Here is a 21,744-nt window from a genome sequence, read left to right as displayed (position 1 = left end):
GTTATATCGCCAGTTGATACAGGGCTTCAATTTCGGAAAAACCGGTTTGCCTGGGGTTGGCAAGGACATTCCCACTCTTCATCGCATCTTTTGTCATTCCGGCAACAGCATCACTTGTTACGCCGAATGATGACAATTTTTCAGGTATTCCCAAATCCCTGTTAAGCTTTCTGATCGCTTCCACCGCCCCTTGAGGACTTTCCTCATCACCCATCAATTTAGCAATCCGGCAGAATTTGTCCGGGTTGGCAATACGGTTGTAATCCATTATATATGGAAGCAGTATGGCATTGGCGACACCGTGAGGAACATCAAAATATCCACCCAGGGGATGGGCCATGGCGTGAGCGTTGCCAAGTCGCGCATGGGTAAAGGCCAGTCCTGCAAACAGACTTGCAACAAGCATGGACCCGGCCGCCTCCTCATTTTTCCTGTTGGCAACAAAAAGTCTCAGGTTGCGTCCGATCAGTTCAATAGCCTTTTCGGCAAATGCATCTGAATATGGTGAAGAGAACAGGGAGACGTACGACTCTATCGCATGGGTCAGGGCGTCAAGCCCTGTGGAGGCGGCAATAGATGCCGGCAGTCTTGAAATCAGGCCGGGGTCGAGTATGGCGATCTGCGGAATTATCCTGGGACTGATAATGGTCAGTTTATATTTTCTGGCCCGGTCGGTTATTACCGCAAAAGGTGTCACCTCGCTGCCGGTGCCTGCAGTGGTCGGAATCGCGATAACCGGCAGCGGATCATGTTCAAAGGTATCCGGGCCTTCGTAATCCTGCACATTGCCGCCATTGGTTATTTTGATGGCAATGGCTTTTGCCGTATCCATAGGGCTGCCCCCGCCAAGAGCGATAACGCCCTGAAATTTCAAGTCGTTGAATATGGCTGCACCCTTATTTACCGTATCAACACTCGGATTCGGCTCAACATCCAGAAAAACCTCAGATTCAACACCACAAGCAGCCAACACGTTGTTCACAACATCCAGAAACCCGGCTTTTGCGATTCCTGCATCTGTTACGACCAGAACTTTTCCTATTCCGGTTTGCTTCAGTAAATCACCGAGTTCATCAATGGCACCAGACTTATAAACGACCTTGGCAGGTATGGTAAATTGAAACTCATTGATAAGCATTGCAACTCTCCTTCACTGTTTTGTCGCTTATTTTGTTGCTTCGGCTTCTTCGAGCACCGAATCCACAACGTCCACATCTTTCGCCGGTCGCAACCATTGAACAAAGAAGTACAAAATTACGCCGGCAGCAAGACCATAAGTCGGTCCGCCAACCGCTAGGATTGCACCGGTAACACCGGCGACACCTCTCTCTTCCGGGGTTTCTGCGAGTTCCATGGCAATAAAGAAGCAGGCGAAAGCCTGGACCATCAGCGTAAGCGCTATGGCCAGCGGAAGTACCGGTTTAAAAACCGCAACCAGTGGCAGAAAAAGTATGCAGGCGAACTTCATGATATTAAAGGTCCCGGTACCACCGAAAATAGTGCTCATAGCCTTTTTCCCCTGACAATATCTTTCGGTTACTGCCACCGTCATGGCAGCCCAGAGGGGACCGGCTAGGGTGACGGTCGGGGCAAGCAATCCTTCAAGCATGTTGCGGAGTCCGCAAAGTACATTGGTTCTGTTTGTGTTTACATCGATATATTCGTCCGTTCTTATCTTGTTGGCTCTCTTTAGAAGGCTTTCTCCAACGATGATATCTCCAAATGCAATGATATATGCAACAAAGGCCATTGGCATTGCTGCCAGGAAAACATCAAGGGACGGAATCCCAACCCCGAACACGGACCAGGAGGTAAAAACGGTTTTGAAATGAGGAATAAAAAAGCCCCAGTTGTCGATCACGGGCATTGGAATCTCCTTTGATATAATCCCCGTGACCATACCTGCTATAATGCCCGGAACCATGCCATACTTGGCGACAAACCCGATAAAACTCCCCGATTTGTTATTAACCTTGAGCCGCATTTCCTTAAACCCCACCGAAAACAGGAGGAAGAACGCAACAATCATTCCGGCGGTTATGCTGTAAGGATAAAGAGCAAACCCCTTCCCCCCTTTGGCTGCACTGAGAAATCCATATTTACCGGTTACTGCGGCGACCGCAGCTCCCATTATTATTCCCGCCTTGATGGAGTTCGGCACCTTGTTGGTAATTTTCTGCGCCATTCCGCTTAACCCTAATATCAGAAACAGCACTCCCACCGACATCTGCAGGGCGATCAATGCTTCGAGTCGCTCCATTCCTATTCCGTATCGCCCAAGGTAAGCGATCGTTAAAGGAATAGCTGGAGTGATCCATCCGGAGATAATCGGATCTCCCATAAGCTGGTGAAGACAATAGGTTATTTCATGGAAAAGGACAATTGTCAGGGCAACCTCAAAAGGCATGTCAAACATGTCCTGCAGAAAAGCGGTAGCGGAAAGTCCGGTAACAAACATGAACAATGCCTGAATGACTTCAGGCATCTCAATAGGAAAGTGAATCAGCGGCAACCTGAGGGTAAATAGCCCCATTTTAATCCCAGGTTGCTCCTGGCCATCCTGCCGTATGGCAGTGTTTAACTGGAAACCCATTTTTCATTCCTCCCTGTTTCATTGTTAATCTGTTGCTGCTCCTGTATATAATCGAAGATTTGGCCGGAGTGAAGTGTCACCCCAGGGTCTTCGTTGCTACAGACTGCAGGGACTGCCTAATTAGACAATTTTCCGTTCATTTTTCACAACAACACAGTCGATTGCAACTACTGTCCGGTTTGCTGAAGCAGAAAAATTCGAACCAGGAAATCTTCCGGCGGTTACGTTGGCTTTTCACTCGGAAGAGATGATCTAGGTTTAACAAAAACCGTGCCGACTATTTTTTTACAGATATTTTCTAAAAAAACAAGGGGGTTAGCATATCAACAGATACCTTCTGGCCATGATGCCAAACAAGAATCGAACCTTTTTAGGTTCGATCGGAGCATTATCACATAACACCCTTATTTAAAACAAGATCGTCCTCTTGTGACATTTTGTAAATCTATTGGCGCGTTCACCACCTGTGACAAAACGTTTTAATTACAAATAATTACAACAAATAACCACAAGACGGTCAACGAACCGCTTAAGACTCAACGAACTTAAGAAGACAGGCAGCATCCCATTAATTGTTTTCAAACAGACCCTGTGGATTGTCACTGCGGACAGAAGAAAAAAAAAGGATATACGGTGGTTGTTGCCGTCGACGACAGAAAAGCAGCAATAGTCCGGTAGAGGAAAGTTCAGGAAGAGGTGTTGTCAGGAGCCGGCTAGAATCTTTTTCTGCCGGACCTTGAGATACATCCCCTCCGCCATATAGAGAAAAAGGGCGCTCCAAATGATTACGAACCCGGCCATCCGCGCCGGCGGAAAGGGCTCGCTGAAGACAAGAATTCCAAGAAGCAAGTTGATGGTTGGCGCGATATATTGCAGTAAACCGAGCAGGGTAAGGGAAATTTTGCGGGCCGCATAGCCAAACAGCAACAGGGGGACCGATGTCACCAGGCCGGTCCCGAAAAGCAGCAGCGACACCATCGGCCCCGAGCTCAGAAAACTGCCGCTCCCGTCGATTTCACCATACGCCAGGAACAGGGCTGCAGGCACAGACAGGACCAGAGTTTCAAGACTCAACCCCTCAAGAGCCGGCAGCGAAGTTTTTTTATGGAGCAGACCGTAAACGGCAAAAGTAGCGGCAAGGGACAAGGCGATCCAGGGAAATTCTCCATAATAATAGGTCAGATACAACACCCCGGCAAGAGCCGTAAAAAGAGAAATACACTGCATTAAGCGCAGTCTTTCCCGCAGGAAAACCACTCCGAAAAGAACCGATATCAGGGGATTGATAAAATATCCAAGACTCGCCTCCACCACAGCCCCCGCATTAACCGCCCAGATATAGAGCAGCCAGTTGCACGAGAGCAGTATTGCGGCAAAGGCGACCCCCACTGCCGACCGGAAATTTCTCACCAACCGCATCATCGACTGCCACCTGCCCAGGACAATGATCAGCCCAAGGGTAAACACCAGAGACCAGACCATCCGGTGACACATAATTTCATAGGCGGGTACATTTGCCAGAACTTTCCAGTACACCGGCAAAAATCCCCAGATAACATATGCTCCTGCGGCCGCCAGATTACCGTTATATTTATCCATAAGGTTATGTTGATGTCATCGCCCTGCATGTTCCGCCGCTTGCCGGGGACAGTCAGCGGCAAAGCGACTGAGCGATCGCAGCAGCCTGGTCATCGACACCTCACCGCCCCGCTTTGACGCAACCGAATTTTAACATTGCGTCAAGACTGTCGAGCAATGCGGGAATGTCCCTGTCCGCTCTCATCATGTCGGGGAACATGACACATTGGTGTACCAGGCCATCGATAAACGCAAGGATGGCGATACTTCCAAGCCGGACATCGTGATTTTCCGGAAGCTGCCCGTGTCTGACGGAATTCTGCAATATTTTCTCAATCTTCTGCCGTCCCGTCTGAAACAGGCTGATGCGCCTGATATCAAAAGTATCGCTTCCTGTTGCCGAATCACTCTTGTTGCGCATGATACGGAACAGCTTGACGGTTCGGGAGTCGTTTAACAACGTGCTGAAAAATCGGTCGTAGCTGTGATGCAGCTTACCAAGCGAGTCGGTCTCATCCGGATTTTCGCTCACCCTGTCGATGGGTTCAAAAAGGGCGAGAAGCTGTTCCCAGAGCGCTTCGACCAGATCTTCCTTGTTCTTGAAATGCCAATAGATGGCTCCCCGGGTCACCTTTGCTTCAGACGCGATATCGGACAGCGAAGTCCGGGCAATCCCATGAGCAAAAAACAGTTCGATCGCGGCATTTAAAATCGCCTCCCGGGTCTTCAGTGCCTCTTCTTTTGTCTTCCTGGCCATTACCTGCTCACTGCCTGGATTTTGGCCAATTTCCCGGCTCCGCCGCCCAACACCTTATAGAGGTTGATCTGGTTGTTCAGCTGATCAAGCCGCAAGGTCAAGTATTTCTGCCGCGAACCGTACAGTGACCGCTGGGCATCGAGCAGGGTGAGAAAACTGTCTACCCCTTCATGATAACGATCTTTTGCGCGACTGTAATACTCTTCGTTGGCCTGCAGATTGGCTTTTAGCGCGACAAGCTGTTCTTCGTAGGTCGCAAGACCGGTCAAAGCATCGGACACCTCCCGGAAAGCCGCCTGAACAGCACCTTCATACCGGGCAACGGCGATCTCTTTTTTGATCTCGGCGCTGTCAAGTTCAGCTTTCAATCTTCCCCCGGTGAAGATAGGCAATTTTATTGCCGGGGCAAACAGCCATGCTCCTGAAGAGCCGTCAAAGAGATCATCCAACTCAGGGCTGATATATCCAGCACTTGTGGTCAGGGTCACGGTGGGGAAAAATGCGGCTCTTGCCGCACCGATGTCTCCATTTGCCGCTCTGAGTTCATGTTCGGCGGCCATAATATCGGGACGTCTGAGCAGAATGTCAGAGGGGAGGGATGAGGATTCGATGACAAAAGGCGCAATCGACTGCAGCAGATTTTCTCCCTCGCCCAGTGAGTCAGGCAGGCCGCCGCCAGTCAAAAAGATGAGGTAGTTGAGATCCCTGGCGACCTGTCTTTTGTACAGTGCAGTATTGGCCTTGGCGGTTTCCAGGCTGGTGCGGGCCTGGGCCAGGTCAAGTTCATTGGCGATCCCAGCCTCGACCCGCTGATTGACGAGATCATACGAATCTTCTTCTATCGTTTTCGTATCCCTGGTTATCTGCAGCAGCTCCCGGTCGGTAAGCAGGCTGAGGTACGACGACACCACCTCGGAAACAAGACTGATAACCGCGCTTTTATGAGTGGACTCCATCGCCAGATACTGCTCAAGCGCGCTGTCCCTCAAGTTTCTGATCCTGCCGTAGAAATCGAGTTCATAGGATGTCAACCCCGCCTCGACCGAGTAGATCTCACCGGTGGTATTGCCGTTTGTCCCCAGGGTCCGCTGCTTCAGTCCGTAACCGTCGACATTTACCTCAGGCAGCAGCGCCGAACGCCGGATCCGGTATCGCGCTCTGTAATCCTCTACAGTTAAAGCTGTTTTCCGCAGATTCCTGTTGTTGGTCAGCGCCGACTCGATGAGCTGCTGCAAGATCGGGTCGACAAAAATCTCGTTAAACCCGAGGTCGGCAAACTGATCGAGCGACAATGAAGTTTCGGCAGCGCCGTCTTGTCCTTTGAAACGATAATCAAACTCGTTTGCCACCGGCATGGGCGGCTGCTGGTATTCCGGCGCCATGGAACAGCCGCCCAGCAAAAGAACAAGAAGCACGGCGATAAATTTCAGTTTTTTATCATGCATAGTTCAACTCTCCTTGACCTGGACGGGCACAGGCTGCTCTGCCCGGCTTTTCCTGGAAAGCCGGATAACAATGACAAAGAAAAGAGGTATCAGGAAAATACCCAGCGCAGTTGCCGACAACATCCCGCCAAACACCCCGGTGCCGATGGCATGCCTGCTGTTGGCTCCGGCTCCGGTACTGATTGCCAGCGGCAGGACCCCAAGCATGAAGGCCATGGAAGTCATGAGTATCGGCCTGAGCCTCATCCGGCACGCCTTGACCGTGGCGGAAATTAGATTTTCCCCACCGTCATAAAGAGTTTTGGCAAACTCGACGATCAGGATCGCATTTTTAGCGGAAAGCCCGATAGTCGTCAACAAACCTACCTGAAAATACACATCGTTTTCCAGCCCCCGCATATAGGCCGCCGCCAATGCGCCGAGAACGCCCAGGGGAACGGCGAGCATCACGGAAAAAGGTACCGACCAGCTCTCGTACAAGGCGGCAAGACAGAGAAAAACGAACAGGATGGAGATGGCATAAAGAATCGGAGCCTGAGCACCCGACTGCTGCTCCTGCAGAGAAGCTCCGGTCCATTCATAACCGATTCCTTCAGGCAACTGCGAGATCAGCTGTGCTATGGCGGCCATGGCATCACCGCTGGACTTGCCCGGTGTCGCCTCGCCGACAATTTCAACCGCGGGGTTACCGTTAAATCTTTCAAGCCGGGGAGAACCGTAGCTCCAGTGGCCGCTGGTAAACGATGAGAACGGCACCATTTCGCCTTTACTGTTGCGGACATACCATTTATTGATATCTTCAGGCTCCATGCGGTAGGGCGCGTCAGCCTGCAGATAGACTTTTTTTATCCTGCCGTTTTGGATAAAGTCGTTTACATAGCTTGACCCCCAGCCAACAGACAGGGTGGTGTTGATATCGGTGACCGAAACACCCAGGGCCATCGCCTTTTCAAAATCGATGTCCACATTGTACTGGGGAGTGTCCTCCATCCCGTTTGGCCGAACCATGGTGAGAACCGGATGTTGCGCCGCCATGCCCAGAAACTGGTTTCTGGCCTGAATCAACTTCTCATGTCCAAGCCCGCCCCGGTCCTGCAGGTAAAAGTCAAACCCCGTCGACGATCCCAGTCCCTGAATGGCCGGGATGTTAAAGGCAAAAATACGCGCTTCCTTGACCTGGGAAAAATATCCCATCGCCCTGCCGATGACTGCATTGACCGACTGGTCGGCACGGGGACGTTCATTCCAGTTCTTCAGGTTGACAAACGCCAGTCCCATATTTTGGCCGTTACCGGCAAAACTGAAACCCGCAACGGTGAACACCTCGTCGATATTGTCAGGTTCCTGGGTGCGGAAATAATTGTCTACCTTGTCAAGAACCGCCTGGGTTCTCTCCAGAGTAGCTCCTGTGGGAAGCTGTACCATGGTGAGCATAACCCCCTGATCCTCCTCCGGCAAAAAGGAGGTCGGCAGCTTGGTAAACAAAAACACCATGCCGCCGGCGAGCAACAGATAAATCAGGGTGAATCGCACCACACGCTGCACAATGTAGGAGACACTTTTTTTATACCGGTCGCTGCTGCTGTCGAACACCCGGTTGAACCAGCCGAAGAATCCTTTTTTGGCAACATGACCACCTTTGACGGCCGGCTTGAGCATGGTTGCACAAAGTGCCGGGGTTAAAACGATGGCGACGATCACCGAAAGCGTCATGGCCGAGATAATGGTGAGCGAGAACTGGCGGTAAATGGCCCCGGTGGAGCCGCCGAAAAACGCCATAGGTACAAACACTGCGGAAAGCACCAGAGCAATTCCCACCAGCGCACCGGTAATCTGCTTCATCGATTTTCGCGTCGCTTCCAGGGGCGTAAGCCCTTCCGTTTCAATTATCCGTTCAACATTTTCCACAACCACGATGGCGTCGTCGACCAGCAGGCCGATCGCCAGAACCAGGCCGAACATCGTCAGGGTGTTAATGGAAAAGCCAAAAGCGGCCATGATGCCAAAAGTACCGAGCAGCACCACCGGCACGGCGATTGTCGGAATAATGGTTGCGCGAAAATTCTGGAGAAAAAGAAACATCACCAGGAAAACGAGGATGATCGCCTCAATCAGCGTATTTGCCACCTCCTCGATTGAGATCTTGATAAAAGTCGTCGTGTCGTAAGGAAAGATAACCTCCACGCCGGCCGGGAAATAGCGTTCAAGCTCGGCCAATTTCCCCCTGACCGCCTCGGCGGTGTCCAGGGCATTGGCCCCGGTTGCAAGCATCACCGCCATACCAGTGGCAGGCCGACCGTTGTAGTAGTTGAGGGTGGCGTAGTTTTCACCACCTATTTCCACCCGCGCAACGTCACCCAGGCGAACCTGGGACCCGTCGGAGTTCACCTTGAGAAGGATACCGGAAAATTCCTCAGGAGAGCTCATCATCGTCTGGGCCATCATCGAGGCGTTTACCTGTTGCCCGGCAACCGATGGCGTTCCGCCGAGATCACCGACAGCCACCTGATTGTTCTGGGAGGAGATGGCCGCCCTGACGTCGCCGGGGGTGAGCTGGTACCTGTTCAGTTTGTGGGGATCGAGCCAGATACGCATGGCGTACTGACTGCCGAAAAGCTCGATGCTGCCGACCCCCTCGGTACGACTCAGCGGATCTTTGATGGAGGAAACCATAAAATCGGCCAGATCGTTTCGATCAAGGTTTCCGTCGCTTGAGATGAACCCCACCACCATCAAAAAGGTGGAGTTGGATTTGGCCACGCTCAATCCCTGCTCCTGCACCACCTGGGGAATCTGGCTGGTTGCCTGTTGCAGCTTGTTCTGGACCTGGACCTGCGCGATATCGGGGTCCGTTCCGGTCCTAAACGTGAGGGTAACCGTTACACTGCCAGAGGAAGAACTGCTGGAACTCATGTAGAGCAAGTTGTCCAGGCCGTTCATGTTCTGCTCTATGACCTGGGTAACGCTGTCCTCGATGGTTTTTGCCGAAGCTCCCGGATAAACTGCGGTGATGGTTACCGACGGCGGCGCAATTTCGGGATACTGCGAAACCGGCAGCGTAATGACCGCCAGAGTACCCGCAAGCATGATTACAATTGCTATGACCCATGCAAAAATGGGCCGATCTATAAAAAACGATGCCATTTTTTACTCCGTTTTTGCAGCGGCAAGAGATGACGCTGTATTCATAGCTTGCGGCTGGGCCGCTTTCTCACCTTGAGCAGCGACCGTCGTTACCGGAATTCCGCTTTTGATTTTCTGCAACCCTGCTGTAATCAGGGTTTCACCACCTTGTAAACCTTTCTCGATGACCACCTTCTCTCCTATAGATGGGCCCGTTTCCACGATGCGGCTCTCAACCACCGACTTGTCATTTACCAGCATAACAATGGCCTGGCCCTTGGGATTGCGGCTCATGCTTGATGCAGGAATAAGCACAGCATCCTGTTTCACTCCTTTGGAAATACGGGCACGCACGAACATGCCGGGCAACAGTTCTTCATCCGGGTTGGCAATCTTCGCCCGCAAAGTCACGGCGCTGGTAGACAGGTCCACGGTTACATCGGAAAATTCCAGCAAACCGGGCTGCGCATATTCGCTGCCATCGTCAAAAATAACCCGGACCTCCGACCTTGCAGCTGACGCACCATCGAGTTTTTCTGCCGCCAATTCCTTTTTTAGCCGGAGCAGTTCGGTGCTCGACTGGGTCACGTCGACATACATGGGATCGAGCTGCTGAATCGTCGCCAACGGCATGCTCTGCTGGGCGGTAACCAGGGCTCCTTCGGTGATCAGGGATCGACCGATGCGACCGCTCACAGGTGCGGTTATCCGGGTATAATCGAGATTGATCCGGGCGCTGTTCAGCGCCGCCTCGGCTGCCGCGACATCCGCTACGGCCTGTTTCCAGTTGGCTTCGTTCTCCACCTGGTCCAGCTCGCTCACCGCTTTGGTACTGACGAGTTTTTCGTACCTTTCAGCCTTTAACCTGGCGGAATGCTCAACCGCCTTTGCCCTTGCAAGGGCAGCCTTGGCGCTGTCGTAACGGGCCTGGTAGATCGAGGGATCTATCTGGTACAGAAGCTGGCCGGCTTCAACCTCGCTTCCTTCTGTGAAAAGTCTTTGCTGGATGATCCCATTAACCTGAGGTCGTACTTCGGCAACCCGGTACGCAGATGTTCGGCCGGGAAGCTCCACATCGAGCTGAAGAGGCTGGGTGTTCACGGTAACGGTCTCGACCTCGACCGCCCTCTGCCTTGCTACCGCCTGTGGGGCTTTCTCCTTGCAACCGCTCAGCAGCGTACCCGTCAAAAGCGTGGCAACAACAATATAAAGTGTAACGTTTCGTTTTTTCATAACAGAAGCCTTTGTTGGTTATCCACAACCGTCATTGTGGGGGAATTTGTGAGCAATCAGCCGGCAGCTGCCCTTTTTGACTTTCCTGAAAATTGTTGCCGGTCACAGCAGTCGACATACATACATGCATGAATGTATGTATGCAACCATTATTTTGCAAATACTATTTTTAAAAGACAACTTTTTATCTTTTACGCGACAACTCAACCAGTTATACCCAACAAAAAAAAACAGTCAAGTATATACAGTAAGTCCAGGACATGACAACACAACATGCCCAAGACAGGATAAGCGCACTCTTTTTGACTGGACGGCTAAATAGATATTGTGATTGTGCACCCTACAACAAATCTGTCGATTGTTTGTCCCGATCGGGAAAAGAGCTGGTCGCAAAAATTATTTTTTCCCCGCACATATTTCATAAAATCAGCAATTGGTTTTCATGACATTATGCGGTTCAGGTGAATTTCATGTGGATCACCACTTCGTCGTCATTCTGTTCAACTTTTGCCTGCGGATATCTTTTTCTGGCCATGCCGATCATCGCCTGGTTGGAACTCAACGTGGTCGCATAAAATCCTTTAAAACCATTTTTCCTGGCTATTTTCTCAAGCTCCTGAAGAAGATATAAACCAATACCCATATGGTGGAAATCTTCACGGACGACAAAGGCGACTTCCGCCCACTCCTCATCAAGCGCGGCATAGGTGGCTATTGTCACGATCTCCTTGTTGCCCTTATCCTGGACCAGGCCGATCAGGGTAAGATTGTTCCGATAATCAAGAGTCGACCAGTGATCCTGTGCCATTTCATGGGAAAAGGTAGTAACCGGGTAAAAAAATCTCATATATACGGTTTCCTGGTCGAGGGAGTAGAAGAAATTGCGGTATCCGATTTCATCCGACGGAAGCAGTGGCCGAACCAACATGGTTTTGCCGTTTTTAAGGTACAGCCTTGATTTATATTCCTCGATAAAGATGAGGTCTTCCGCCCTCGGCGGCAACTGGTCAGGGAAGATGAAATGGTTCCGCTTTGCCTCTTCGATGAGCTCCTCGCGAAAATCCGGATGGGCTATCTCGCTGAGCTCGATCACCCGCTGGCTGATGCTCTTGCCTTTCAGCTGGGCTATACCGAATTCAGTGACGACGAAATTAACATCTGACCGAAGGGTGGCGATACCGGCTCCGGGGCTGAGGTTGGCGACAATCTTCGAGTTTCTTCCATCCTGTGAAGTTGACGGGAGGGCTATTATCGACACCCCGCCCCTCGACAGGGTGGCACCCCGGATATAATTAACCTGGTCGCCGGTGCCGCTGAAAAGCTGACGGCCCACCGAATCGGAGCAGACCTGGCCGGTAAGATCCACTTCCAGGGCCGAGCTTATGGAAACAAGGTTGTCGTTTTTGCCTATAATGCCGGGAGTATTGACCCAATCTGCGGTACCGAAGTAAAATTGGATATTGTTGTCGATATAGTCGTAGGCGATGCGCGATCCCATGCAAAAAGTGGCAACGGCCCGCCCGGTCATGAAGTTTTTCCGTTTATTGTTGATATTGCCACTTTTCATCAACGGGATAAAACCATCGCTTATCATATGGGTATGAATCCCAAGATCGTTCTTATCTGCGAAATAAGAAAGCAGGCTGTACGGCAGATTACCGTATCCGACATGCAGGGTACTGCCATCTTCTACCAGTTCCTTAACATATTGGGCGATCCTTCTGGAGGTTTCCTGTTGAACCTGTTGCTGTTCGAGAAAGATCAGTTCCTCCCGGTACACCACCAGATAATCGATGTCGTCAACATGGATAAATCCATCGCCATGGGTTCGCGGCATCAAGGGATTTACCTGGGCAATGACAGTTTTCGCACTTTTCACCGCTTCCAGGGTAACGTCGACGGAAACTCCGAGGCTTGCAATGCCGAACTCATCGGGAGGACTTATCTGGATAAGAACGGTATCGATGACTATCTGGTTATTGCGAAACAACTGGGGAAGCTGTGAGAGGTAGGTGGGGATATAGTCGATCTTACCCTCGAAGGCTGCCTGCTGCATCCTGATAGGCACAAAAAACAGTTTCACCGAAAAACGTTTCAGAAAACTTTCACTGCTCAAATAGTCGGCCAAGGTGTGGGCAAGCATCTGGAAAATAATTACGTCTTCGAGTGTTTTGCTGTTTGCCATCGTATGGATAAGATGCTGGGGTTCTCCGCACCCTGAACCGATAAAAACCCTGTTGCCCTTTCTGATAGTTGCAATAGCCTCTTCTGCACTGACAATTTTTTTTTCCGGTAACGTGGTGGCCATAGTTCCTCCGGATATTCAGTTAAGATAGTTCCATCACATAATCTTTATACAACGTAGCCCCGTCACCCCCGGACCCACTGCATACCCTGTCCAGGACCTGGCGATACTCGTCTACTACTACAGTTATTTCCCTAACGCCCGGAAAGATTATCCCCCATATTACCGCGGCAGTAAAAGAAGTTCACCTTTTTCAGGCAGCCCGCCCCGTGAGTTGCCGTTTTTTTTTGCAATCTCCGGCTTTACAGAGCTTCGGCCAAATCTGATATAATAAGACGATTGTTAATCGTACGACAGTGGTGCTATCGGACCAGGAACCATCAGGAGGAAATATCGTCACACACGTCCCATCGGCCTGCATTTCGGCAAGGTGGCCAAACACCATAATGGAGGAGATATGATCGAACTACATGTAAACGGGAAAGGCAAGAGTGTGGATGTTGCATCCGACACGCCGTTGCTGTGGGTACTGCGCGATAACCTGGGAATAACAAGTGTGAAATATACCTGCGGTGTCGGCGAATGCGGGGTCTGCACCGTTTTAATCGACGGAGAGTCAGTGAGATCGTGTTCGATTACGGCCAAAGAGGCAGCTGGCAGAAAGATTCTTACCATTGAAGGGATCCCCGACGATCACCCGGTAAAGATTGGCTGGTTGGAGAAACAGGTGCCCCAGTGCGGATACTGTCAACCGGGAATTATGCTTCAGGCCGTCGATTTTTTGACCAGGAACCCAACCCCCACCGACACCCAGATCAATGAAGCCATGGATGATGTGATCTGCCGGTGCGGGTCTCATCCGAGAATAAAAAAAGCCATCAGGTTTGCCGCCGAAATGACCACAAAACAGGGAGGGTGAACCATGAAAACAGCTATGACACGAAGAACATTTTTAACAAAAGGCAGCCTGGTGATTGCCGGAACCGCCATGGCATCGCAGATAACTCTGTTCAACACCTCAACAACGCAGGCCACCACGCAATATCCGTTCAAGCCGCATGCATTTCTTGAGATTGCAGTCGACGGTACGGTCACTGTCTGGACCGGCCAGACCAATCTCGGCCAGGGCAGCCACACCGGCATTGCCATGATTATCGCCGACGAACTGGACGCTGCCTGGGAAAACGTCCAGGTAAAAACGGCTATTGCGGCCGAACCGTTTAAGGACCCGGTATGGCATGCGCAGGCGACAGGAGGCAGTACCAGTATCCGCCACCGGTGGGACCTGCTGCGCAAGGTCGGCAGCGCCGGGAGACAGATGCTCGTGGAGGCTGCAGCAGAGCGGTGGGGGATATCCGCTGACCGGTGCAGTGCAAGAGAGGGAAGGGTCTTGCATCCGGATGGGCACAGTCTGAAATATGGCGAATTGGCGGAAGCTGCCGCCAGACGACCTGTCCCGGACAACCCCAGCCTGAAGAGCCCGCAAGATTATCACATCATTGGTTCCGTAAAAAAACGTCTGGACATACCGGACAAGGTCCTGGGAAAGACCGTTTACGGGTTCGACTTTACCCTGCCGGACATGTGCATAGCCGTTGTCGGGCGGCCGCCACGGTTCGGGGCGAAGGTTGAGGGCTATGATACCCAAGCGGCACTGGCGATCAAGGGAGTGCTGAAGGTAGTACCTTTGGAGAACCGGGTAGCTGTCTGCGCAGAAACGACCTATGGTGCGCTACAGGGCCGGAAGGCTCTTGACATCAAGTGGTCCGAAGGCTCCCTCCCCCACCTGAACGATGAAACCCTGGATCTGCTGTTTACCGATCATCTCAACAAGCCGGGGGCCACCGCCGAACGCAGCGGAGATATTGCAAAAGCACTGGCGCAGGCGGACCGTACAATTGAACAGTCCTACAAATTGCCATATTTATCCCACGCCCAGGTCGAGCCGATCAACTGCACTGCCCATGTAGAAAAAGATCGCTGCCGGATCTGGATTCCGACCCAGGGCCAGACCGCCACCCAGCACACCGCAGCTAAGTTGACCGGCCTGCCCGTTGACAAGGTGGAGGTCATGACCACTCCTGCCGGCGGTGGTTTTGGCCTGCGGGGGGAACAGGACCCGGTCGTCGATTCAGTATTGCTGGCAAAAATCCTGAATCGGCCGGTTAAGGTAATTTTCACCCGTGAAGATGATTTTGCCAATGACTATTTCCGTCCCGCAAGTCATTGTAAAATAACCGCAGGTCTCGATAAAGAAGGAAGAATCACCGGCTGGTCGCACCAGGTGGCCGCCCCATCGGTCATGTCCAGGGTAATGGCGCAGTATGTCGAAAACGGTGTCGACGCCGATGCTGTCTCGGGCATAACCGATATGGTTTACTCGATACCAAACAAACGTGTCACCTACGCGATGGTCAACCTTCCTGTCAGCGTCGGGTGGTGGCGCTCGGTAGGATACTCGATCAACACCTTTACCGTTGAGTCCTTTATGGACGAACTGGCCCATATTGCCGGAAACGATCCGCTTGCATTCCGTCTTGCCCATATGGAAAAAGACAGCAGAGCATACAATATTCTGTCACTTCTTGCTGACAAATGCGGATGGGGCGACTCCCCTTCTCCAGGGCGGGCACGGGGAATCGCCGTGGCCAGCTGTTTTGAATCATATGCAGCCCATATGGCAGAGGTCTCGGTGGGAAAAAACGGAAAAATCACTGTGCATAAGGTAGTCTGTGCCCTGGACTGCGGCACTGCGGTACATCCCGACGCGATACGGGCCCAGGCCGAAGGCGGTGTGGTTATGGGGCTCAGTGCAGCCTTTCACGAAAAAATCCGTTTTAAAAACGGCGGAGTGGATACCGCCAACTACTATGACTACCCGGTACTAAGCATGTCGGAAGTACCGGAAATCGAGGTATATATCGCCGAGAGCCAGTTGAAGGCGGGGGGGATCGGCGAGCCGGTCTTGCCATCGGTTGCTCCGGCAGTCGCCAATGGTGTTTTCAAGGCAACGGGCGTCCGCCTCAGAGAATTGCCGTTTAAAACCGGATTACTGGCGAGAAATTGACGAGACGACCGGCTGCATAGCCGGTGTAGATAGCCGGGTCGACAAGACCCGGCTTGACAAGACAGCAGCATCCAGCCCATGTTTCGCCAGCTTTTTCCGACTGCCAGGCCGTCTTCACTCGATAGATTTCGGCCCCGTATTGCTATTGACAAGCGGGTTCAAGACCATCGTTGAGCCCATGGTCCCGTGCAAAACAGAAACCTCTTTTTTGTTACTCCTCCACAGATCCCATGACTACCGTCACACCGCCTGTCGCGAAGTTCGACAGATCGGCTACAGTTGCCTCACCCTCGGGGGAGCCGAGTGTCGTCTGGCATTGATTGTCATCAGAAAAATAAAGTTCCGCCATACGATAATAGGCAGGTTTGCTCCCATCAGGGCCAGCCTCAAACCTGGTCAACTCAAGCCGCGCAATTCCTTTCATGGTTGCCGCAAGGGGTAGATGGGTTTCATGATAATACTTTTCAAAAGCTTCGGAATCTTCCGGATGGTTATACAACACGGTAACTTTTTTCATAATATCTCCTCTTTATCATACTGTCGGCACTGTTTTCACCACTGCTTGCAAAAAGCTGGAAAATATATTCTCAGTTCAGAATATTTTTAGCAGGAAAGGCTCAATTTTCAAAGATCTTTTCTGAAACACCAACACACACAAAGACAGTGTAAAGAGTATAGGATTCACCGAAAATATCGGATAACCACGCCCCGCTCAAATAAAAAATGCGGGCAACCGATTAGTAACAATCGGTTACCCGCGCCACACTCTGGCCGGTTCACTATGATGCAACCAGCTGAAACCAGGGGTTGGCTGCCCCCCCACGTTAGGCCGTGCGGATTTCAATTTTTCGTGGCCTTGCCGCCGCGGCCTTCGGCAGATGCAGTTTCAGCACACCGTCACTGAGTTCCGCCTTGACCTTGCCCGCATCGATAGTCTGGGGCACCGAAAACACCCTGCGATATTCGGCATCACCGAACTCCTCCCAGGCTGCCACTCCCTCCTTGTTAATTTTTTTCAGTCCGGTAATCTCGAGTCTGCCGTTGTCGATATTCACAGTTATCTCTTCCTTTTTAACACCAGGCATATCCGCATGAAGAAGAATTTCTTCATCATTCTCATAGATATCGACCAAAGGAGCGACTATGGAAAGTTCACGACTGCGCTCCGGCATAGTTTCTTCACGGGTGACAAGATCTTTTTTCTCGCTCATAATTCAACCTCCGTTTTTATCAATACACTGGCACAAAAAGCTTTACCTGATAGTGATCTGCTTCGGCTTGGCCGCTTCAACTTTGGGCAGATCCATGGTCAGGATTCCATCCTTGAGTTCCGCTGCGACTTTTTCTGCGTCCACATCTGTCGGCAGGGTAAAGCTTCTGGTAAATGTTGTCGTTCCACGTTCAACACGATGCGCTCGGTATCCTTCCGGAGCATCTGATTTACGCGCCCCGCTCAGTTCAAGATAGTTTCCCTGTATCCGCACACTCAGATCTTCCTTGGCAACGCCCGGCACCTCTGCAACAATCTGCAGTTTTTCCCCCAGGTCATACATGTTCGTTTTGGGACCTCCGCTGATTACCTTCCAGCCATAATCATCCCCGTACGATCTGTCGAAATCCGTGAACAACCTGTTCATTCTGGAGCGCAACAGATTCATGGCACCAAACATCCGGTCAATATCATTTATTCTTGTCCACATAACCGTCCCTCCTTGTTTATTCGTCCGGTTTTTCAGAAAAGGTTTATGCTCCGGCTCCAACCCAGCTTGCACCTTCCTGTGACAAGGTCTTTTTCCCTTGCCTGCAGGTCTCGTCCGGGGCTGCTCCCTGTTTGTGATCAAAAAATAAGTCGACCGCATATCATGTCAATATCATAACAAACATTTTTGTGCATTTTTATTACATATTACTTTTTTAGATTTTTATCAATAGTAACTCCAACTGGCTTTTTCAGGAACACGTGCTGTTGTTTTTCCGGTTATTGTTAATTGGAGGCAACATGTGGCGACTGATCCATCCACTATATATCTGGCCTGGTTCTTGCTATTCCTTGTTTAGAGACCTTGGTATAACACTGTTCTATCACCAATCATTCAACCGGTGCACAATCCCATGAAACTCCACTTTCTCATCTCGATCAGTTCGGAATCGGAAAAGCTTTTCGGGGTGCGTTTCCTCCGCTCTTTTTTCAAAACCGACAACCTGTGCGATATAACTCTTTTTCATGTCAATACCACAGACCTGAAAAGCCAGGCCTGCTCACTTATGGCAATGTGGGAGAGTCCCGGTACCGACAACACCGCCCCCCTCACGGTCGCGGCCAAAAAAGCGATTGCCCGTGCGAAGTTGTTGCTGCAATCGGGGGATATCGGTGTAGATTCTCTGAAAACCAAGACAATAACGGAACGCCACGGGAAGGTAGGGGACATTCTTCTTGAGGGGGCAAACAATATGTATGATGCCATGATCCTGGGCAGAAGAACGACATATGCGCTGCAGTGGATGTTCGAAAGAGCAGCGGACGAAATTGCCCAGGCTTTGATACGAAATGCGGCGTTAAGCAGCCCCATATGGATATGTTGTGACCCTGAGGAGGGAAGACGCCATGTACTGCTCTGTGTCGACGGTTCCCGCAGTTCCCTGCGAATGGCAGACCACGTCGGCTATATTCTCAGTTTCATCCCTGTCCACAACGTCACGCTCCTTCATGTCAAAGGCCCCTTATCAAGCGACAGCGAACCAATATTCCGGGAGAGCGAATCGATTCTTGCCGGCCACCACATCGGCCCGGAACGGATTACCCAGAAGACTGTCACGGGGCTATCGGTTATAAACACCATCTGCAGGGAAGAGACAACGGGGGAATATGCGGCTGTGGCTGTCGGACTGAGCCGTCAGCCTGATAAATCGATAACCCTGGGGTCATGGAAAGTTGGCAAGACCACCACGGCGCTTCTTAGTAAAATTTCGCGAGCATCACTTTGGTGTTGCCCGTAACACCGCTTGGCCGGGCTAAAATGACACTGCAAAATAGACCGACACTATGTTAAATAAGCTGACAGCGGCAGCCTCCATTGCCACAAGGCGCTGCTCCGGGCAATACAACAGTGGAGGCTGAAGAGACTCTCACTGAGTCCCGTATCCTGTCCTCCCGGCCAAGGTCGGGGCGGATAATTGTCACATGTAGTTTCTGGTTTCCCCAGGATGGTGGAGTTTTTCAATGGGTATATTGATGATGGCCTCTTGTTCCCGGTCCTGTATTTCTCTGATAGTCTCCTTTAAAAGGCACCCGATCTCATCCTGGGACATGCGCTTTATATTTGCATAGATCAACCTCACCAGACGATCGTTGGACTTATCGATACATTGCTTATTGTTCTCCCACCGTGACAGGGTGGATTTATTCACTCCAATATATTCGGCAAAGGATTTTGCGCTCATTCCGGCATTTTTCCGCAGGAATTTAAGTTCCTCCCCGCTGAGATGAGCACGTTTTTTGATCAGGCAGTGGCAAATGGCGGAGTTGACCTCAACAAGATCCGGGATTGACGCAATTTCTTCTCCACATTGGCATTTGTAGATGTTGACATCGCCTAAGTATACATTATCCAGGCCAGATTCAGTATAGTGATAATCCTCTTTTGAGACGGCCATCTCCCTGTTGCACCTATGACACCTCACAGCACTCCCTCCTTTGGATACAACAATACAACTGATGTGCGGTAAATACGCTTGCCCGGTTAGCGATAATAAGAATTTTTATCCTTAATTTTCACTAGCCCTAGGCAATTTCCCGCTATCATACACACTAGGAATGAAGCATAGATTGAACGAAGAAACAATCTTTTTTTGGAGGGAGGGCAGAGTCACGCACCGATCATTAGCCAGGAACAGCAGCCATCCCGGCGTAAACACCGGGATGGCCATGCAGGCGCCGTGGGAAACTTAGGCTATTCTTCTGAGTAATCCTTATTGGGGAAATAATGGGTGTGCAGAAGCCTGTGGGCTTTCTCACTCCCGGGTTGACCCAGAAATTCCTCATACAGTTTCTGGATGGACGGATTCAGGTGGGATTTACGCAACGCCTTGCCTTCATCTTCACTGTAAAGGGCCTGACGCCGCTTTTCTATCAGGCTAAAATCTCCATGAATGGAAGGCTGGCCGCCGCCATTGATACACCCGCCCGGACAGGCCATGATTTCAATGATATCATATTGGACCTCATTGTTGCGGATCTGCTCCAGCACGGTCCTGGCAGCCCCCAGACCCGAGGTGATGGCCAGGCGAAGGATTGTTCCGTCCAGGTTCACGGTAGTGGTCTTGATTGCTTCCAGTCCCCTGACCTGCTTGAATTCCAGTTTAGCCAGCTGTTTGCCGGTAACTGTTTCATAGGCGGTTCTCAAGGCCGCTTCCATCACCCCCCCCGATACGCCAAAAATCACGCCTGCGCCGGTGGATTCGCCCAGGGGATGGTCAAAATCCTCGTCCTCAAGGGTAGCCAGGTCGATACCCGCCTCTTTGATCATCTTGGCAAGTCCCCGGGTGCTGACCACATGGTCCACATCGGGTACGCCCTGAGGAGCAAATTCAGGCCGGGCAGCCTCATATTTTTTCGCCAGGCAGGGCATGACAGAGACCAGGACAATGTCTTCGGGTTTTTTGCCCAGTTTTTCAGCATAATAGGATTTAACAATAGCCCCCATCATCTGCTGGGGCGATTTACAAGTGGAGGGGATATGGGACAGGTCCGGGAACTGGTATTCCAGGAAATTGATCCACCCTGGACAGCAGGAGGTCAGGATGGGCAGATTTTCCTGTCTGGTCACCCGCTCAACTATTTCATTGGCCTCCTCCATGATGGTCAAGTCGGCGGCAAAATCCGTATCGAACACATCGTCAAACCCAAGATTATTTAAAGCCGCCACGAGCTTGCCGGTAACCGCCTCTCCCGGCGCCATACCAAACTCTTCGCCAATGGCCGCCCGGATGGCTGGCGCGGTCTGGGCAATCACATATTTATCCGGATCAAACAGGGCATTCCAGATTTCCGGCCGCGCCGTCTGTTCGGTCAGAGCCCCCGTGGGGCAGACAGACACGCACTGGCCGCAGTATACGCAGGTTGACTCTGACAATGGCTGCATATCCGCAGGTGCCACCACGGCCTCGAATCCGCGCTGGTACCCGGTGAGCACGCCCACGGTCTGAACCTCGTTACACATGGTTTCGCAGCGGCGACACATGATGCATTTGTTCAGATCCCTGCGGATTGCCTTGTTGGAGATATCCAGGGGGTAATGGGAAGCAGCGCCCTGGTAGGGCCGAGTATCGATGCCGAACTCATTGGCCAGAACCTGCAGTTCGCAGTCCGTTGACTTGGCACAGCTCAGGCAGTTGAAGGGATGGTCGGACAGGATCAGTTCCAGTACGGTCCGCCGGGCCTGGATGGCCCGCATGGTGTTGGTCTTGACGACCATGCCGTCGAATACCGGGGTGGCGCAGGCCGGCGCCAGGTTTCTGCGCCCCTCCACCTCCACCACGCAGATCCGGCAGGAAGCGGTTCTGTTAACCATCTTGATATCGTGGAGATCAAGATGACAGAGAGTGGGAATCTTGATGTGCAGTTTTTGCGCAGCTTCCAATATGGTGGTGCCGCTTTCGACGATAATCTTCTTGTCATTTATGATAATATTGGCAACGCTCATT

At 51.5% G+C, this 21,744-nt stretch carries 16 protein-coding genes; 3 read left to right on the top strand and 13 right to left on the bottom strand.

What is annotated here, in order from left to right; translation table 11 throughout:
- Position 1: 1 nt before the first annotated feature.
- From BLQ17_RS14780 to BLQ17_RS14745, 8 genes are all read right to left on the bottom strand, one after another.
- Positions 2-1,138: an iron-containing alcohol dehydrogenase gene (locus BLQ17_RS14780; RefSeq protein WP_218121809.1), complete on the bottom strand. Its 1,137-nt coding sequence runs from the start codon at positions 1,136-1,138 to the stop codon at positions 2-4.
- 27 nt (positions 1,139-1,165) lie between these two features.
- Positions 1,166-2,593: a hypothetical protein gene (locus tag BLQ17_RS14775; RefSeq protein WP_092224192.1), complete on the bottom strand. Its 1,428-nt coding sequence runs from the start codon at positions 2,591-2,593 to the stop codon at positions 1,166-1,168.
- Positions 2,594-3,295: 702 nt separating this feature from the next.
- Complete coding sequence (gene rarD / locus BLQ17_RS14770; RefSeq protein WP_092224190.1) at positions 3,296-4,192, bottom strand: EamA family transporter RarD; 897 nt, start codon at positions 4,190-4,192, stop codon at positions 3,296-3,298.
- A 100-nt stretch (positions 4,193-4,292) separates the two neighbouring features.
- Positions 4,293-4,928, bottom strand: a complete 636-nt coding sequence (locus BLQ17_RS14765) for a TetR family transcriptional regulator (RefSeq protein WP_092224188.1) — start codon at positions 4,926-4,928, stop codon at positions 4,293-4,295.
- Entirely contained in the window at positions 4,928-6,373 is a 1,446-nt protein-coding gene (locus BLQ17_RS14760) for an efflux transporter outer membrane subunit (RefSeq protein WP_092224186.1), read from the bottom strand. The genes BLQ17_RS14765 and BLQ17_RS14760 overlap by 1 nt, the downstream gene beginning before the upstream one ends.
- 3 nt (positions 6,374-6,376) lie before the next feature.
- Positions 6,377-9,517, bottom strand: coding sequence for an efflux RND transporter permease subunit (locus tag BLQ17_RS14755; protein ID WP_092224184.1), 3,141 nt, complete (start codon positions 9,515-9,517; stop codon positions 6,377-6,379).
- A 3-nt stretch (positions 9,518-9,520) separates the two neighbouring features.
- Positions 9,521-10,729 carry an efflux RND transporter periplasmic adaptor subunit gene (locus BLQ17_RS14750; RefSeq protein WP_092224182.1) on the bottom strand — a complete coding sequence of 403 codons (1,209 nt, stop codon included), beginning with the start codon at positions 10,727-10,729 and terminating at the stop codon, positions 9,521-9,523.
- A gap of 457 nt (positions 10,730-11,186) precedes the next feature.
- On the bottom strand, positions 11,187-13,037 hold the full coding sequence (locus tag BLQ17_RS14745; protein WP_092224180.1) for a bifunctional acetyl-CoA hydrolase/transferase family protein/GNAT family N-acetyltransferase: 1,851 nt from the start codon (positions 13,035-13,037) through the stop codon (positions 11,187-11,189).
- Positions 13,038-13,431: 394 nt separating this feature from the next.
- On the opposite strand from BLQ17_RS14745, the gene BLQ17_RS14740 reads away from it, so the two are divergent.
- Complete coding sequence (locus BLQ17_RS14740) at positions 13,432-13,893, top strand: (2Fe-2S)-binding protein (protein WP_092224178.1); 462 nt, start codon at positions 13,432-13,434, stop codon at positions 13,891-13,893.
- A gap of 3 nt (positions 13,894-13,896) precedes the next feature.
- Positions 13,897-16,041, top strand: coding sequence for a xanthine dehydrogenase family protein molybdopterin-binding subunit (locus tag BLQ17_RS14735; RefSeq protein ID WP_092224176.1), 2,145 nt, complete (start codon positions 13,897-13,899; stop codon positions 16,039-16,041).
- A gap of 211 nt (positions 16,042-16,252) precedes the next feature.
- Here the strand turns inward: BLQ17_RS14735 and BLQ17_RS14730 are convergent, their stop codons facing one another.
- From BLQ17_RS14730 to BLQ17_RS14720, 3 genes are all read right to left on the bottom strand, one after another.
- The gene (locus tag BLQ17_RS14730) at positions 16,253-16,558 is read right to left on the bottom strand and encodes an EthD family reductase (RefSeq protein WP_092224174.1); all 306 of its coding nucleotides are present in this window, start codon (positions 16,556-16,558) and stop codon (positions 16,253-16,255) included.
- Between the two features lie 307 nt (positions 16,559-16,865).
- Positions 16,866-17,252: an Hsp20/alpha crystallin family protein gene (locus BLQ17_RS14725; RefSeq protein WP_092224172.1), complete on the bottom strand. Its 387-nt coding sequence runs from the start codon at positions 17,250-17,252 to the stop codon at positions 16,866-16,868.
- Between the two features lie 42 nt (positions 17,253-17,294).
- Complete coding sequence (locus BLQ17_RS14720) at positions 17,295-17,741, bottom strand: Hsp20/alpha crystallin family protein (RefSeq protein ID WP_092224170.1); 447 nt, start codon at positions 17,739-17,741, stop codon at positions 17,295-17,297.
- 412 nt (positions 17,742-18,153) lie between these two features.
- On the opposite strand from BLQ17_RS14720, the gene BLQ17_RS14715 reads away from it, so the two are divergent.
- Positions 18,154-19,038 (top strand): hypothetical protein, encoded by an 885-nt coding sequence (locus BLQ17_RS14715; RefSeq protein WP_092224168.1) that lies wholly within the window; start codon positions 18,154-18,156, stop codon positions 19,036-19,038.
- Positions 19,039-19,218: 180 nt separating this feature from the next.
- On the opposite strand, the gene BLQ17_RS14710 is transcribed toward BLQ17_RS14715, so the two are convergent.
- Positions 19,219-19,722: a type II TA system antitoxin MqsA family protein gene (locus tag BLQ17_RS14710; RefSeq protein WP_176761253.1), complete on the bottom strand. Its 504-nt coding sequence runs from the start codon at positions 19,720-19,722 to the stop codon at positions 19,219-19,221.
- A 269-nt stretch (positions 19,723-19,991) separates the two neighbouring features.
- Positions 19,992-21,743, bottom strand: a complete 1,752-nt coding sequence (locus BLQ17_RS14705; protein ID WP_092224164.1) for an NADH-dependent [FeFe] hydrogenase, group A6 — start codon at positions 21,741-21,743, stop codon at positions 19,992-19,994.
- Between the last annotated feature and the right edge of the window lies 1 nt (position 21,744).

The organism is Desulforhopalus singaporensis (assembly GCF_900104445.1).
GTDB classification, from domain to species: Bacteria; Desulfobacterota; Desulfobulbia; order Desulfobulbales; family Desulfocapsaceae; genus Desulforhopalus_A; species Desulforhopalus_A singaporensis.
The sequence above is the reverse complement of the archived record's forward strand: the minus strand, read 5'-3'. Positions and strand labels throughout refer to the sequence as shown.